9 protein-coding genes are annotated in these 14,738 nt (G+C 40.1%); all 9 read right to left on the bottom strand.

The window, feature by feature from the left end; translation table 11 throughout:
• Window position 1 precedes the first annotated feature (1 nt).
• The 9 genes from ACT29I_RS13580 to ACT29I_RS13540 all read right to left on the bottom strand — a co-directional run bounded on the left by ACT29I_RS13580 (window position 2) and on the right by ACT29I_RS13540 (window position 14,696).
• A complete protein-coding gene (locus ACT29I_RS13580) occupies window positions 2-445 on the bottom strand; it encodes a hypothetical protein (RefSeq protein WP_430934652.1) in 444 nt (147 codons plus the stop codon).
• Between the two features lie 173 nt (window positions 446-618).
• Entirely contained in the window at window positions 619-1,302 is a 684-nt protein-coding gene (locus ACT29I_RS13575; RefSeq protein WP_430934653.1) for a hypothetical protein, read from the bottom strand.
• A 33-nt stretch (window positions 1,303-1,335) separates the two neighbouring features.
• Complete coding sequence (locus tag ACT29I_RS13570; RefSeq protein WP_444793701.1) at window positions 1,336-2,796, bottom strand: sulfatase-like hydrolase/transferase; 1,461 nt, start codon at window positions 2,794-2,796, stop codon at window positions 1,336-1,338.
• Window positions 2,797-2,809: 13 nt separating this feature from the next.
• Window positions 2,810-5,374, bottom strand: a complete 2,565-nt coding sequence (locus ACT29I_RS13565; RefSeq protein WP_444793700.1) for a GH116 family glycosyl-hydrolase — start codon at window positions 5,372-5,374, stop codon at window positions 2,810-2,812.
• Window positions 5,375-5,435: 61 nt separating this feature from the next.
• Entirely contained in the window at window positions 5,436-7,775 is a 2,340-nt protein-coding gene (locus ACT29I_RS13560) for a M60 family peptidase N-terminal accessory domain-containing protein (RefSeq protein ID WP_444793699.1), read from the bottom strand.
• Entirely contained in the window at window positions 7,772-10,318 is a 2,547-nt protein-coding gene (locus tag ACT29I_RS13555) for a GH116 family glycosyl-hydrolase (protein ID WP_444793698.1), read from the bottom strand. The genes ACT29I_RS13560 and ACT29I_RS13555 overlap by 4 nt, the downstream gene beginning before the upstream one ends.
• Complete coding sequence (locus ACT29I_RS13550) at window positions 10,315-11,889, bottom strand: ThuA domain-containing protein (RefSeq protein WP_444793697.1); 1,575 nt, start codon at window positions 11,887-11,889, stop codon at window positions 10,315-10,317. Before ACT29I_RS13550 ends, ACT29I_RS13555 begins: the two co-directional genes overlap by 4 nt.
• Window positions 11,890-11,922: 33 nt before the next feature.
• Window positions 11,923-13,329 (bottom strand): sulfatase family protein, encoded by a 1,407-nt coding sequence (locus ACT29I_RS13545; protein WP_430934659.1) that lies wholly within the window; start codon window positions 13,327-13,329, stop codon window positions 11,923-11,925.
• Between the two features lie 32 nt (window positions 13,330-13,361).
• A complete protein-coding gene (locus ACT29I_RS13540; RefSeq protein WP_430934660.1) occupies window positions 13,362-14,696 on the bottom strand; it encodes a sulfatase-like hydrolase/transferase in 1,335 nt (444 codons plus the stop codon).
• Between the last annotated feature and the right edge of the window lie 42 nt (window positions 14,697-14,738).

Below are 14,738 nucleotides of genomic sequence, written 5' to 3'. Positions count from 1 at the left end.
GTTATTTTTTTATGTTTGATTTTATTCTTTCTAACTCTTTATGAATAGTATCCAGTTCTTGTTTTTGAAAAACAGAGAAATCATAAGATTCAACCCGTTGGTCATGTTGAACAAATTCAACCTTTGCTGTTTCAATTCTTAAATCCAGCAAGTCTTCAATTTTTATCTTATGGGGCTTCTTAAATGAATTTTTGTATTCAATTTCTTCTTTTCTAAGAGAAATGAAATTCTTTTCCTTGATTAATTCTTTTCCAAATTTGCTTTGAATAATATTTAATATTCCACCAAGAGTAAGAATACTCCAGAATGAGAATAATTCAAAATCCGATTTATACACCCCATACATACCTATTAGAGATAAAATGATCCCACCTATGTACATTGCTTTTTTTCTAGCAGCATTTAATTCCCTTCTGCCGTAAAATTTTTGATTGAGTGTTTTCATTCGTCTTAATGTTTATTTGTAATGGGCACTCCGCCTGCCTGTTCTATAACCGGGTAATTCACCCATCCCCTGTATCCAAATTTTAAAATGCTTGTTTCAATTATTTAATTCAATCCCAAAAGTCAATTTTACCGTCTCATATCCTTTGAATATTATTTCCTTTTTCATGTATTTCAATTCGTTAATAAACTTGGAATATTCGCATCGGACTTATTTTTATAATACTCTTCTTCCAGGATATGCTTTGCCCTTTGTGCATTTATTCGTTCTGCAAAGAAAAGAATAACCAAATCATATCGATCTATTAATTCCTCATTCGATTTTCCAGCCGGGCAGTTTAACCAACCTTTTGATTCTTTTTCTTTTTCACTATTTTTGTAATTAGCGTAATAATACATTATTTCTCTTTTATGAGGTAAATTTTTTAAAATATCGACGCGTGCTGAAAAACTTGATTGGCCAATCCTTGCTATATCCACCTTCCCGGTAATTGAAATTCCAGGCACGACAAATTGCATTAAAAGAGAGTCTCCTTTGTTATAAAAATAGAGTCTATGATATACGGTTGTATCTTTTGGAGAATGGTGATGATTAAATTTAAGCCCATTTTCAACTTGTATATCTTCAACAATATTTCTTTGTTTTATGCGTTTTCCATTTTCATACATTTCATAACTCACGGAAATATATTCTCCTTTTTTAAGTTCAAAGGGAAATTTAAATACATTTATTCCCATCTCATCGAAAATGTTACTTAAATCCTCAGTGTCAAACTCATAGTCATTGTTTGTTCCCTGACTAAAAGTTAAACCTGCTGTTAACAAACTCAAACCAAATATTAGAACTAAATTCTTCATTATATCATAGGGGTATATAAATATTACTCGTTCCTATTTTTCCACAACTACCTCTCGCGTGTTTAAATTTCCGGGGTAAGTTGACTTTGGACGGTTCGTTCCGTTCCTGTTCCAGTCTCCCAATTCCTCCCGGTATATTTCTGCCATCGCTTCTAACTCATTGATCTTTTTTTGGTCATCCAGTGCTATTTTTTCTGCTTTATCGCTTTGAAGGTTATTAAGCATTGGAGCGGCTAATTTCTTATTTCGTCTTTTTGCCCAATACACGCAACTTGCAGTCAAATCAGGATCACGGGGCAGGTGAAGTTTCCAGTCCACCTGCCTGATCGCTTCCAATGTCAGGCCATTGTAATAAGCAAATTCTTTTCTGGGGCTTAGTTTTTCCTTACCACTCATCATTGGCAACAGGTTGTAGCCATCGTATTTCCGATCGGTCGGTAGCAAGGTTCTTGTTGCAGCAGCAATAGTAGGTAAAATATCCAGTGCACTGACCAGTTGGTCCGACACCTGTTCTGCAGGAATTCCCGCCGGCCAACGAATAATTGCAGGTACACGATGGCCTCCTTCCTGGGTTTGGTATTTACCGCCGGAAAATGGGAATGCCGAACCAGCCGGTAACCAGGGACCGTTATCTGAAGCCAAAATCACCATGGTTTCTTTCCCGATGTTCAACTCTTCCAGCTTTTGGAGTACAAGGCCAACATGATAATCCAGTTCTCTTACCATGGCCGGAAAGATCTTTGGATTCATTTTCCCTTTTTTCTCCTGGTAGGAGGCCCACTCGTCTGGCGTACAAAATTCCTTGTTGGGCGACCAGGGACCATGTACCAGGTAATGTGCCAGATAGATAAAAAATGGTTTATCGTTTTGTTGTTGCCTTTCCATAAAATCAATCGTCGCATCGGTTAATTTTTGATGCGCCTGACTAAACTTTATTTCATCCACTGGATCTTCATTATGGTACCAGGTTCCCGCTCTGCCAATATGAAAATTGTGAAGCCTTCCGATGTATTCATCGAATCCTTGCTGGCGGGGTCCAAAGCCATCCATTTTTCCTAAATGCCATTTTCCAAAAGCCGCGGTGGCATATCCCTGCGATTTCAGCAATTCTACAACGGTAATTTCGCTCAATGGAAGTCCTACATGTTCATTCCACAAGTCAAAGCCGGGTCTGTCATTGGGGCCCGGCGTTACGGGCAAGCCATTCCGTTGCGGATATCGGCCTGTCAGTACAGCCCCTCTGCTGGGTGAACAAACATTGCTCGCAGAAAGGTAATTTGTAAACCGTATCCCCTTTGCTGCCAGCAGATCGATATTTGGGGTCTTTATCCCGGGATCTATAGCACCGTAACAACCAAGGTCGTTGTAGCCCATGTCATCCACATAAATGAGAATAATATTTGGTTTTTCGTTTTCACTCTGGGCGAATGCGGTTACTATTGTGAAAAACAATAATCCGAACAGGCACAAATAAATTGGTGTTACATTTTGCATATGAATGCTTTTGTCAATTTTCTAAAACCATTAACGCTGTAGTTTCTCCTTCTTGAAAGGTTTTTCCCTTTTTAATCTTCACTTTACCAAATCCTTTCAGGCTCAATGATTGTAAAGAAAGTTCTCCATTCAGAACCGTAAGCATCACTGATTTTTCGTCTCCCTTATCTTTTATTTCAATGGTTCCGTATTGATAGCCGTTAGACCAGAAGTATTTCCCTTCCAGGTTATTAAATTTCATCGTTCCGTTTACAGCACTATACTCAAAACCAGTATACGCCAATAAACCGCTATATGATGCCATGGCCCTTGCATAACGGTGACCAAATTCACCCTCGTTAAACGGGTTTCTTTTTTTACCATCGTAACGGTCTCTAATCGCAGTAAAAACGGCTAATCCTTCATCTTCCAACCCTTCGTATAACATGTGGGCACCTGTGCTATATTCAAAGCCGGTCATTACTTCGCTATAATAAGGAAATGGACGTGCTTCCCTCTTATTTTCAGGATAATGGGCCATAACCAGTCCTTTTTCATCATTAACGGCATAGCTCCTGAACGTACTCAAATGGTTATTGAAATTTTCCTTCCAATTGTACTTTTTAATGGTTTTTAAGGTCGTCGTCATTTTGTCTTTATCCAAAAGGTAACCCAATCCACATGTATGAGCGAGGTATTGCCCCACCAGCTGATCCACAAGGATTCCTTCACCAACCTGAAAGTCGGTAGGTTCAGGTACTTTCTGAATATAATACGCACCATTAAACAGGTTCTCATCCACCCATTGGCTACCGTTTTCAAACATAGCCCTGCATTTTTTTGCAAAAGCCTTGTCTTTCATATGAAGCGCCATTTCTTCGCTTGCCCTTAATGCTCCCAGATACCAGGTAGCCATTTGAGGGTTTGGGCCAATGTAGTTCACATCCATGGTATTGTGGTGTTTCCCTTCCAATACGCCATTGGCATCCTTGTCCCAACCACTGCTTTTCCAGGCAAACTCCATAGCTGCTTTTATGTATGGATAAAGTTCTGCCAGTTTCGCATTGTCGCCGGACAGCTGCCATTCCCGATACATTTTTATCAAGCATCCGAGCTGGCCATCAGCCGCTGTTTTCATTCTCTGTTCAGCTGTTTTTAACGGAACCCGAACACGGTGGGCCATGGCGCCGGTTTCCAAATTGGTAGCATATTTAAACTCAACCTCACGCATACCCATGGCGACGTCACCAAACAAAAACGGCGTGGTTACCTCATAATTCCACACATGGGTACAACTGCCAAACCCCCACCCGGCTTTTGCTCCTTTAGGGTTGATGGCTGTTCCTTCTATACTGCCAGTCCCTTCCCAACCCAAGGCATAGCCATCTTCATCACAAAAAACAGTTTGACTGCGCAAATTGGCCATATTAAATAAGGCAGCTTCTTTCAGTACTTCCGGAACATCCGAATTTATAAAAGCATCAACAAATTCCACTGTTCTTTTTTCTAAGGTTTTAAGGTTGGGTGTAATATCTTTAGCCACATCCCAGGCATCGGCGTAAACCGTGGCATAATGATTTCTTATCGGCGTATGTTCACCATAATTAGGTTGTGCTTCCCAGGCCAATCTTACTGGAAAGTTCCATGTTAAAACAAACACAAACTCTTTGGTTCCATTTGGGGGAACGGAAGCTTTGACCGCTAGAGTTGCAGGCTTATTTCCCTGATACTTTCCTTTCTGTTCTTCCAGCATGCCATCATCATTAAAATCGTCCCAAAAATTAATCAAAGAACCATTCCATCTAAAATCAGAGTGCCATTGCGTGCGATAACTAATCCCTTCAGTTTCCGGAGTTACCAATGCCATGGTTCCCCATTTTCCATTGAGGGTATCTTTATTTTCATTTTCCATAAAAATACCGGTGAAGGTGCTCTCTTTGCGGAACGTATTTTTATTACCTTCTGCGCTACCTCCCCAACCATCGGTACCAATAAAGTTTGGAATAGCGCCACACACGGTTGTCTCTAGAGCTTGATCCGTTTTGTTGTGTACCACATATTTAAGAATAGCCCCTGGAATGCTGCTGACTTTTGTATCGCCAGGAACCATTGGGTTAAAAGCTTTTATGCTAACGTCAACCGGACTGTTCTCATCGCTTAAATTAATTTGGGCCAACGGGTATGCCGCATTAAATTCACAAGACATAAAGCGGGGAAAACCACTGTTGAGTTCATTGCTGCCCCAATCACCGTCCAGATTGTCCGAAGAAAGCGGGCCTTCCAAAAGCCTGGTTTGATTATTACCATCACGAGTAATGGTTCGTATGGCAAAAAACGGGGCAACCCAAATAGACCCTTTGCCCGAGTTGAATACAGGTTTCCAACCCAGGGCACCCTGGTTGACAATCTCCCAATCGCGCAAGTCGCCTCTACCTCCAATGGATACTGTACCGGTACCTATACCTCCTAAGGGCATGGCCACTTTCGTGGCGTAATCACCTGAATACGTTTTTAGTGCCGGCCAACCCAAGTCAGCATCCTGAGCCTTGGAAATGCTAACAAACAGTATGGTAAATACTACTACTATTGCGAATTTCATATTTATAATTTATTAGTTTTAAGATTTAGCTATCAAACATTTTCAAAAAGTATCCTCGTTCTTATTGTTTTACAAGTTTAATTGTCGTGTTCACGGATGGAAAGTCAAGGTGCATAATATAAATGCCAGAATTAAGATTTTGGGTAGAAATAGTGGTATTACCCTTAACTTTTTCTTTGATCATTAAGACACCAAGTTGGTTATAGATATATATATTACCAGGTTTCTTCACCTCAACAATAAGATGATCCTTAAATAAAGTGGGGTATACACTAACATCATCCGTTTTAGGGTAGGGTGTTATTTGAGAGGAATCGCCTGGTTTTCCTTCCGGGAAATAAATATTTATAATATGATCAATCTCTTTAATGGCTGCATTGGCCTCCACTTCATCGTAAAGATCCCACCAGTATTTATAGAAACCTTCTTGATAAGACCAGATGTTGGATCCTGAATAGTTGTTGATTTTAGATTCAGAAAAATGTTTTAACCCGAAGTTTTGAAAATCCGTATTGGTCTTGGGAATAATAGTTTTATAATATTGCAACTGATCGAATATTTTTGATGATTTATGTATGGAGGTGTCTGCATTAATTGATGTTTCGAGCCCATTAAAGCTGAGGGGATGTACCCCCCAAAAGTGTATCAATGGTCTTAGATCTGCACCGGCTGCTTTTGACATCCTTAATATTCTGCTATCTGTAGGGTCAAAATTGATGGAATAGGTGATCCCATTTTCAGCATCCTGACTTACGGAAGAATAAAAATCTTCCAGGGCTTCCCAACCAAAAAGTCGTACAATTTCAGCGTACTTACCATAGCCTCTATGTTGATACGCGCCTTCTTTTCCACCGCTTATATCCCTCATGGGATTATCGCTTCTAAAGTTTTCTGTAATCATCCAACTTATGGCTGCCTGGTCGATAGTCATCTTGAAATTCGGTGCAAAAGACTCCTGGAAAGCCTGATCCAGACTCACATCAAATTTGTTATTCTGAACTGCGACCCATAAGAAGTTAATGTAGGACTCTAACTCACCGGAAAACTTAGGGATCTTCTCGGCATGCCCCAATTCGTGAAAAACAACGTATAAATTACTTTTATTATAACGTGGGCCCTGGATTAAAGGATGGCCTGAATAATATCCTGCCGTATGGGTATTGTAAGGGTTATAGGCATGGTTAGACTGAGGGTAGCCGGGGTAGTTTGCACTACCACGCAGAATAACATCAACCTGCACGTACAACCCTGTTTTGGCTCTGATGAAGGGGCGACCATGCAGTTTAGAAACCGCATCCATTGATTGGTCCCATTCGTTCATTAATGTTACCGGATCGTCCATATTATAGATCCATGCGGTGGGAACCTGCATCATAAATTTTTCGGTTTCAAAGTCGGCCCAGGGTGCCGGATGGTAACGTTCCGTGTTTAGCCAATCTGAAAGCGAAGTCTGGTTAGCTGCTGTACGTGAATAAAAAGGTGATCTAACAACGTTCTCCAATGTGATTTCCAGGAGGCCGAGATCTTTTTCATAAGGAATGTTGATATAAATTCCACCTCCAAGCGGATTGGCAATGGTGATAGTGGTAGAATGGATCTCATATCGCTTTGAGATACGATTCATTCGTTTAATCTGTGATTTTTTACTTAAATCCCAGCTATGTGCCCCTACAATTAGGCTAGCCCCTGTTCCAAGCAATGATGATGGAACGGTAACTGTGGCGATACTACCAGGTGCCAGATAGCATCCGGTAGGTCTCCGGGCATCTTCGGTCACATAATTGGGTTGGGAACCCCAAACGGGCATGTGGGTACCATTAACCTGTACCGTATAGCTGATATTCGGATTAGAAGGAGCGTCAACCGACCCCGGGAAGAATGAAGATGTTTCAAACTTCACATTTTCAAAAAGCGAAGTGTTATTGACTAAATTATCCTCCGTATAGGCGTAATCTATAAGCCCTTGTTGAAGGTCCAGCATCACATTCTCCAGTTCAAATCCACTTGCCGACCTTAAAAAACCACCTTCCGTAGTTGTTCCTTTTGTAAATAATCCACCATATTTGGCTTCAAAAGCCGCAACAAGTTCAAAAGCTGCTTTAATAGAATACACATCATTTTCCAATACCTCCATATACTGTTCCAACGTCAGTTTCTCAATGTTTAATTCATTTGCGGTTAAGGTTGCGGTGCCGGCTACATGATCTTTCAAACTATTTATTGAGGCGATAAATTCAGAGGATCCGGTTTTAAGCGAATGAGTCTTGGTATCGGTCAGGAGGACATTCGCATTGTTATGAACTAAAAGGCTTTTGTTCGTTGCATTATTGGCGCTGAACAATTGATTTTGACCAATAGTGTTCAAACTTAGTATTAGACCCAGAATAAAAATTAGTCTCATAACTTAATATTTATTTTTTCTGTTGAATGTATCGTTTTACTTTTAATTTTCTTTGTACCTCGCCCCTCTAACGAAAAACTATCTAATTCCAATTGGCCATATAGTACTTTTAAAATGGCTTCTCCATCTTTTACCTCACAGGTGCCCCAACTGTAGCCATTACTCCAAAAATAAGTTCCTGGTTTAGAAGTAAAACGCATTGTTTTTTTTACCCCTGAATACTGGAATCCAGTTGTAGCAATTACACCTCCCCAAGCCATCATGCTGCGCGCATAATGGTGACCATACTCTGCTTCGTTAAAAGGATTACGTTTTTTACCATCGTAACGATTACGAATATCCTGAATGGTACGTAAGCCTTCTTCTGTCTGACCTTCATATAACATACTTACTGCAGCGGTATGCTCGAATCCGGTCATTACTTCGGTAAAATATGGGAATGGCTGCTTTGGTCGAACACGCGGATAATCTGCCATTAATAAGGCAGATTCATTTTTGTATGCATATGAGCGCATGAAGTTCGGGTGTTTCAGCAAGTTATCACGATAGTTATACTTAAGAATAGATTCATTGGTTTTAGTGATGTTATCCTTATCAGTTAAGTAACCTAAATCAAGGATATGCGCCATTACCTGTCCCACCAATTGATCAACCAAACAACCTTCACCAAGTTGATATTGAGGATCATCGGCTACTAACCTTCTTTTTACACGGATGAGGCCATTGGCAATACTGTCGAGATGCATGGGAGGCACGATTTCCTGAATATAATATTCGCCGTTAAAAAGGTTTTTATCCATCCAGGCTGAACCATTTTCGTACAAGGACCTGCAAGTTTTTGCAAAATCTTTTTCTCCAAGATAATTGGCCATTTCTTCGGTTGCACGCAATGCACCCAAGTACCAGAATCCCATTTGAGGGTTTGGACCATAATATTCCACATCCATGGTGTTGTGCTGACTCCCTTCCATTACTCCGTCTTTGTCAGGATCCCAGCCCTTTGGTATCCAGCAGAATTCCATTGCTTTTTTTACACTGGACCAGTTCTTTTTCAGGAAGGCATCATCACCGGAAAGCTGCCACTCGCGATAGTATTTCATAATACACCCCATCTGACCATCTGCTGCACCCAAACTAAAACTCGTTCCTTTAGTTTTTAGAGGAAGATTAATACGATAGTTCATCATTCCCCTATCGTCCATAGCGTAGGCAAATTCTACTTCACGCATATTTTGTGCAACATCGCCAAATAAAAAGGGGATTGTTTGTTCGTAGTTCCATACATGTGTGCAAGTGCCCGTTCCACTACCTTCGTTGTCTTTTATTCCTTCCCAGCCATGGTAATAACCAAATTTAGTTTTGAAAGCCAGTTGGGTGCGAAAGTGTGCCAGGTTAAACAAAGCTGCTTCCTTAATAATAGGCGGAATATCGCTGTTAATAAAAGCATTAACAAAAGTCTTTGTCTTTTCTTCCAATTCCGGAATTTTAGGTATTACTTTCTGAGCAACTTCCCAAGAATCGTTATATTGAGTAGCGTAATAGTTCCCTACATTCTCCTTATTATTAAAGCCATTTCTGTTTGGAAAATTCCATGTGACATAAAAGCGAATATCTTTTTCTTCTCCCGCAGCAAGCGTGGTTTTTAGAGCCAAAGAACCCATATTACTTTTCTGCTCGGATGTTCTCTCTTCCAATACACCATCATCGGTATAGTCATCCCAAAACTCAAGTGTACTATTACCCCATTCTCCTGGTTTCCAACATGTACGGTACGAAACTTCACCTTTACAATTGGTTGTTAAACTAAAGGTTCCCCATTGCGTAGTGCTTGTATCTACATCCGTACCAGCCGTGTAATGGATACCCATTAATCCGTTTTCTTCTTTATAGGTATTTACATTTGGATACGCTTTTCCTTCTTTACCATCAAAACCAATAAAATTGGGGATGTTACCTGCCAAGGAAATAGTGATTGCTTTGCTACTTGTATTTTTTACTTTATAACTCAAAACTGCTAATGGCAAACTGCTCTCATCGGTATTACCAGGAATCAACGGATTAAAAGCGCCTACTGTTACTTCAACCGGTAGTTTTTTATCACGTAGTAATACCTGACCAAAAGGGTAAGCTGTTTGGAATGTAGCCTCATCAAATCGCGGCAGACCGTGGTTAGGTGCTTTAGATCCATAAAATCCTTCGTCATAGTAGTCAGGAACCGGGCCTTCCATAAGAACTGCCTGACCTTCTTTATTTTCCTCTTTAATATAAATGGAGAAAAATGGCGCACGATTAATTACTCCTACACCAGCATATTGAGGATTAAAACCCTTAGCCGGGCGACTCATAATTTCCCAGTCTACCAACGCCCCATAACCACTTAATGATATGGTACCTGTTCCAATACCACCAACAGGCATGGCTATACGTCCTGTATGCTCCTGATCATAAGCTTTTAGCACGGGCCAATCATTGGTTTGTTGTGCAAATAAACTTCCTGCAATACATAATAATATTGCTAATGCGTATGTTAATCTTCGTATCATAATTGTATGTTATATTTTTTCTCCAGATATTTCATTACATTAATTATTTCATCATCGGATAAGGGATGGTCAAATATTAAAAACCGGGCTATTTCGCCATCAAAGGATTCTACTCCGGGATGATTTGTGGCATCGCGTTCCTGTCCTATCACCATTTTTGAAGGATTTGCCTTTGTGTTTACAGGAAACACTTCACTGGCAACCGGCTCATTTGAATTAATAAAGAGCTCTATAGGCACCTTATCCGTTCCTGAACCCATTCTTCCCATTACGAGGTAGTAGCGAGATGCTTCCAGTGGTTGATCATACAAGACATGAGGACTGTTTTCATTCCACAATCCCTTTTGAAGCGCATTTCTAGCACCTGTCCACATCTGATTTTCGTCGCTTAAACCGGCCCAAAGACCTTCGTACTGGCCTTTTTTATCCACATTAGTATTTCGTAGATTTCCGAAAAAAGCGTTCACGCCGGGTTTACCCTGTACCTGCTCATAAACCGAAATCACAGCAAACCATGTATACCCACTTCCGGTCGTTAAATGGTCAAAAGCATCCTCATGCTCGTTCACCATTTCCTGGCGATGAAATACCACGGAATTATGCCCGTTCAGTTCTGGTACATTTAGTTTTAAACGCGGCATGCCTGAGCCAGCTTCTATTCTACCTTTATCTTGTTTATCAAACGATTTAACAACTGTTTCTCCAACTTGATTTTTCCAGGAACTAATTCGGTTTCCTTTTTCAAGGGATATGCCGTAATCTGCATCTAAATCAAGCATCAAACCTTCGGCTACAGGTAGTTTTAATTGTTTATCTGCCATACCCGATGCCCATATAATCCCTCCCTGAACCAACTTTTGATAATTCTCATCGGCATAAATATCAATGGTATGCCCAAGAGAGGTGAAAAACGAACGACCTCCATCGTAATACTGATACCAGGTAAAAGGGTGGTCACCTCCCATTTTGGGTGAATCTTCGTACGAAGATTCATCAAGCGAGATGAGTACATTCACATTATTACGGGGGTTGTGGGAAAAGGTGTGCCATTCATCGGTTACCATCCACTCATCAGGTAAATGGCAGGTGCATATATGTTCTTTATTTTCTACAATTAATTTCGCTGGTTGAACTTTAGGATGTTTTACCAAGCTTGTCCCCACTAATTTCTCGTACCATAACTGAAATTCACCACCTTCTTTCCATATGGCTCCTGCACAATGAATTCCAACAAATCCACCTCCACTGCGAATATAATTTTGAAGAACACGGTGCTGTGCATCTGAAAAAATCCGCCCTTTATTTCCACAATTGTTGTTGAAAACAATTACATCAAAAGAGCTTAACTTTTTCATGCTTATGTCCGAGGTATCAATGGATGTATGCACCTCCCAATTATTGATTTCGCCCAGATGTTCAATCATTTCCAGTCCGGCTTGTTTTGACTTATGCTGAAAACCGTTGTCTGCCTGAAAATTGAGCACTCTTATTTTTGTTTGTGCATGCACATTTTGTGTAATAAACACAAAAAACACCATTGCGAAAAAAGATCTTATATATCTCCAATTCATTTCCTAGAATTCAATTATTCCTTTGGTTATTATCTATTTAATGGTCAATGCAACAGGATTTTCCACATGACCTGCAGGACGAGCATTTTTAGTTACTTCCTTATCAAATTCAAGCATCGCCTTTTTCAGTTGCGCCACAATGGCAGGATGTTGGTCCTTGAGATTGGTTTGCTCTGCAATATCAGTCTTCAGATTGTAAAGAGACTCCTCCCCATTAATGATGCGGAGTTTCCAGTCTTTCCATCGTACCGCTTCCAAAGTTCCCCAATGGGAATAGAAAAAGTACTCATGCGGACTTTCTGCACCATCCAAAAGTACGGGCATGATGTCCTTTCCGTCGATGATTCGGTCTTCGGGCATTTTAGCTCCTATTAAGTTAGCAAACGTGGGCAGTACATCCATAGCCGTTATCAATTGGTCAAATTCACTGCCAGCTTCAATCTTTTCTGGCCAGCGAATTACAGTAGGCATGCGCATTCCACCCTCTAAGGTTTTTCCTTTACCTCCTGATAAAGGTTTATTAGATAGTTTTCTACCTCCACCAGCTCCATTGTCACTTGTAAAAAGTACAATCGTATTATCATCGATTCCTTGTTCTTTTAGGGTAGCCAAGATTTGGCCTACAGACCAATCAATCTCATAAATCGCATTCTCATAAATTTTTGGAGAAGCTTTTATTCCGCTAGCCAAGACTTCCGCATATTCTTTCTTACTTTCGGCCGAAGCTGCCACAGGCCCATGTGGTATGGGATGAGGAATATATAGGAAGAAGTTTTCGTCTTTATGGTCTTTGATGAACTTCACAGCTCTTTCAGTAATTCTTCTGGTCAAATAATCAGCATCCGGATCCAATTCAATCACTTCCTCGCCTTCCAAAAGAGGGAGAGGCGGAAAATTAAAATATTTTTGTCTGGCATGCCTTGGCATAATGTCATGACTATAGGGTAAACCAAAGAATTCCTCGAATCCTTGTCGGCTAGGTAAAAACTCCGGTTGATCACCCAAATGCCATTTCCCAAACATACCTGTGCGATATCCGGCAGATTGGGCAATTTCGGCAATGGTAACTTCATCAGGATTTAAACCATTTCCATCGGCGGCGAGGCATACAGGAAAACGCTTTCCTTTGGGAATATTTGGCAGTTCAATAGCTAAACTAGAAGGCGGCTCCATGCTTATACGTCTTGGGTAACACCCCGTCATTAATGCAGCTCGCGAGGGCGTACACAAGGGGGCAGCTACATAGAAGCTGGTTAGTCTGGCACCTTCCTCAGCCATTTTATCAATATTAGGCGTATACACATGCTCACCTCCAAAACAGCTCAAATCACCATAGCCCTGATCATCGGTAAAGATGATGACTAGGTTGGGTTTTTCTTCGTTTTTATGGCTACAAGATACTGCCAATAGCACACTGAATATAAATACAATTCGTTTCATTAATTATGTGAAATAATTTGCTTAAAATAAGATTAATACGACACAACGCTTACTCCTTTGCTTACCTCAACCTCCCACAACTCAATCTTCTTCAACAGATTATTAGCCAGCTCAGGATAGTCTATACGCAGGTCATTCTTTTCTTGTATATCATCCGATAAATTATACAGCTCTAGTTTGACACCTTTTTTATTTTTTATCCGAATCAGTTTCCAATCTCCACTTCTAACAAAACTCATATTTTTAAAAGCAAAAAAGACATCACGTTCTGGAAGTTGGGTTTGATACATTAAGTTTTCTTTGATAGAAATACCATCAATGATTTCTGCACTTGGCTTTTGACCTATTAAATCTAATAAAGTGGGGAGTAAGTCCATTGTGAGAACGAGTTCATCATTTTCTATTCCTTTTTTGATTTTGGCAGGATAAGTAATAATTGCAGGAACACGGCTGCCCCCCTCATAAGCTCCACCTTTAAAACCTCTCAAAATACCATTATGACCGAATCTCATTGCCCCGTTATCGGATAAAAACACAATAACCGTATTGTCATACTGACCAGTCTCCTTCAAAGTTTTTACAACATTACCGATTCCCTCATCCATAACTTCCACCATTTCTTTATAAATTGCCGGAATACTATCCTGAATTACCCCCCTAATATCACGAGGGGCACCAACCTTCCTGACAGCCTTATCTACGCGTCTTTGAAAAGGAGCATGGGGGGCTTCGTGCGGAATATAAAGAAAGAATGGTTTCCCTGTCTTATTAGGATTGTTATTTTGGATATAATCTACAGCATAGTCACTTATTAAATCAGTACTGTAACCTTCCTCATTTTTTATTTCAGTTCCTTGCCACCAATCAAGATAACCTACTAAATCTATATGTGCATGATAATCAATATTTCCACTTACAAATCCTGTAAATTCATCAAAACCCTGATAGGTTGGATTGTAATCTTTGGAATATCCTAAATGCCACTTACCAAACATTGCACTATTATAACCATATTTTTTGAACTCATCAGCAATAGTTATTTCGCTTAAACTTAAACCAACATCTCTATGACCTTTTGCAGTAATAACTCCACCCACACCCGTTCTCTGTTGATATTTACCTGTCATCAAAGCAGCTCGAGTAGGACTACATGCTGGTCCATTGGAGTGAAAATCAGTAAACCTCACGCCATCTGCCGCTAAAGCATCAATATTTGGGGTATTAATCGTTGTATTTCCATAACAAGAAACACCTCCATAGCCAAGATCATCGGCCATTATTATCACGATGTTGGGTGTAGAAACAGTTTTACTACAACAAGATGAGATTAAAACTAATAAAATCAGAAGCGATATTATATTCTTCATTTGTTTGAAATTTATTTTATTTATCATTTGTTTCAAATTGCC

Origin of the sequence: Saccharicrinis sp. GN24d3 (assembly GCF_052400645.1) — a bacterium.
Taxonomy (GTDB): domain Bacteria; phylum Bacteroidota; class Bacteroidia; order Bacteroidales; family Marinilabiliaceae; genus Saccharicrinis.
Note: the sequence above shows the minus strand (reverse complement) of the source record. Positions and strands in the feature narration are given on the sequence as shown.

What these genes read in the sequence shown, in the direction of transcription:
- ACT29I_RS13570 (WP_444793701.1), bottom strand. Translation starts at nt 2,796, where the DNA reads ATGCAAAATGTAACACCAATTTATTTGTGCCTGTTCGGATTATTGTTT.
- ACT29I_RS13550 (WP_444793697.1), bottom strand. Translation starts at nt 11,889, where the DNA reads ATGAATTGGAGATATATAAGATCTTTTTTCGCAATGGTGTTTTTTGTG.
- ACT29I_RS13555 (WP_444793698.1), bottom strand. Translation starts at nt 10,318, where the DNA reads ATGATACGAAGATTAACATACGCATTAGCAATATTATTATGTATTGCA.
- ACT29I_RS13545 (WP_430934659.1), bottom strand. Translation starts at nt 13,329, where the DNA reads ATGAAACGAATTGTATTTATATTCAGTGTGCTATTGGCAGTATCTTGT.
- ACT29I_RS13575 (WP_430934653.1), bottom strand. Translation starts at nt 1,302, where the DNA reads ATGAAGAATTTAGTTCTAATATTTGGTTTGAGTTTGTTAACAGCAGGT.
- ACT29I_RS13540 (WP_430934660.1), bottom strand. Translation starts at nt 14,696, where the DNA reads ATGAAGAATATAATATCGCTTCTGATTTTATTAGTTTTAATCTCATCT.
- ACT29I_RS13580 (WP_430934652.1), bottom strand. Translation starts at nt 445, where the DNA reads ATGAAAACACTCAATCAAAAATTTTACGGCAGAAGGGAATTAAATGCT.
- ACT29I_RS13565 (WP_444793700.1), bottom strand. Translation starts at nt 5,374, where the DNA reads ATGAAATTCGCAATAGTAGTAGTATTTACCATACTGTTTGTTAGCATT.
- ACT29I_RS13560 (WP_444793699.1), bottom strand. Translation starts at nt 7,775, where the DNA reads ATGAGACTAATTTTTATTCTGGGTCTAATACTAAGTTTGAACACTATT.